Origin of the sequence: Thermococcus sp. (genome assembly GCF_026988555.1) — an archaeon.
Taxonomy (GTDB): domain Archaea; phylum Methanobacteriota_B; class Thermococci; order Thermococcales; family Thermococcaceae; genus Thermococcus.
On the sequence record NZ_JALSLB010000041.1, the window covers coordinates 1 to 2,089 of the forward strand.

Sequence of the window (2,089 nt, forward strand, 5' to 3'; positions counted from 1 at the left end):
CACTGATGACACGCTCGATTCTCCCCTCAAGGTTTACCCTGAAGAGGTTCGCCCTCGGGCCATCCGTTGCCACGTAATAAACCCATCCGTCTTTGAAAACCAGCTCAGCCCTCTGGCTCCCCCTGACGTCGCAGTTGAGGGAGTTGTATGCCGAGCGGTCGAGTTTGGCTGTAAGCTTTCTAAGCTGAGCCCCCTCCGGGTTGTAGTGGTAGATGTGGGTGTTCGTTGGAATTCCGCGCTCTCTCGTGTTTGCTTTGAGGATGAAGGTTCCATCGTCGAGGGGTATGAAGTCCTGGACGCTCCACTCCCCGGGAGTTAGGCGCTTCGCCTTCCTGCCCTCAAGGACGTAGAGGTCGCTCACCATCGGCTTCCTCTCGCGGTCTTCCTGGGCTATGAAGTAGAGCCTGCCCCTGTGGAAGCGAACCTGCGAGACGTCGAGGTTCTTGGGGGTTAAGCGTCTCTTCCTGCCGGTCTCGATGTCCACCAGATAGACGACGCTCCTCTTCCCGTAGACCCAGCCGACGCCGTTGAACCAGAATGGCATCTCCTTGATGATGTGCACATCGTCCTTGGGTTTCTTCTCGACGTCTATTGGTGTAACTACCGCTATGCTCTTCCCGTCCTCGGTGAAGCGAAGGTTCTTGATCCCGTACTTGAACTTCGCTAAAAGCCTCGCCTCACCTCCGTCGGTGGGGATTACGTACAGCTCGGCCTCCTTGCTCTCCCTGTCTCGCTTTGATGTAAAGGCTATCAGCTTTCCGTCAGGGGAGAATCTCGGATTGGAGTCCTTTTTTCCTGAGGTGAATGGCCTAACCTTCCTGCCGTCATAGAGGTAGAGCCTTGAGAAGTAGTCGTCCTTCTCAACGCTTATTTCTGTCACCTGGAAGACCAGCTTTTTCCTGAAGGCGTCGATGTTCCCGAGGAGCCTGAACTTTCCGAGGTCTTCAATGCTCAATCCTTTAGGCATAAGAATCACCAAATTAACTGGGTCCTTTTCGTATAAAAGCTTAGCGTTTCGATGGTTATCGAGGCAGGTAACAACAATGTTAAATACCACAAAGTGAAACTGTTGAGGGTGGTAATCATGGCAATCCTCGTCGTAAAAAATGGGCAACAGGTCACACGGGTCGAGGAATCTAAATTTGAAAACGAAGCATACCTTCAAAATTACATAGCCGAGAACCCTGAGCTAATTCCTCTTGAGGAAATCCATTCGGAAAACAGGAACTTCATTGTGACGATAAGAGAGTTTGGGACATCATCAGGGTCCATTGATATTATGGCAATTGACAATGTTGGGGATATATACATCATTGAAACTAAGCTTTCCAAAAATGCCGACAAAAGGAAAGTTCTCGCCCAGATTTTAGACTATGCCGCTGCCTTGTGGGAGGAATACTCAGGAAATCCCGATAAGTTCTTGGAAGCACTTGGTGCGGACATAGATGAAGAGGTATTATCGAACATAACAAGGAATCTTGGTGAGGGTAATTTCAAGCTCATCGTGGCCATGGACTCGTTGGACTCAAGACTGAAAACGCTAATCCGCTTCCTGAAGTCTCATGCTACTTTTGATGTTTATGCCTTAGAGTTTGATTATTACAAGATCATTGACGATAATAAGACCTACGAGATATTTGTCCCTAAACTCTTTGGGATTGAAAGTACTGAAAAGAAACTCGAAACTACTCGGAGAAAGTGGACAGTTGAGAGTTTTATGAACTATGTGGAGACCGAGCTTCATGCCCAAGTTCCGGAGAGAGCTGAAGCTATTAAAGCAGTCTATCAGCATGCACTTGGGAAAGGATGGAATATCCGAGCTGGACAATCCAGAGGGGGTTCTATAAACTTGGTTCCTCCTAATCCTTTAATTAGCGATGGCAGAAGTATACTGACCGTTTATGCTGAATATGGGACAATACAGGTTAGCTTTGGATGGATAAACGACAACGAAATCGGGAACGCTGTAGCCGATATTATTGCAGAGAAGCTTAAAAATGCGGGATTAAAACTACGTCCGGACTACAGGAAGGGACATATAGGCATCCCCGAAGAACTGTGGGTACCTAACCCCGGTATAGTGTTGGAG

At 48.2% G+C, this 2,089-nt stretch carries 1 protein-coding gene and 1 pseudogene; one reads left to right on the plus strand and one right to left on the minus strand.

The features are described from left to right. Nucleotides 1–967, minus strand: a pseudogene (locus tag MVK60_RS05980) (S9 family peptidase); the annotation flags it as partial. 117 nt (nt 968–1,084) lie between these two features. On the opposite strand from MVK60_RS05980, the gene MVK60_RS05985 reads away from it, so the two are divergent. Then, nucleotides 1,085–2,089 (plus strand): hypothetical protein (locus MVK60_RS05985; protein WP_297437479.1); only part of this gene is annotated, 1,005 nt, incomplete at its 3' end.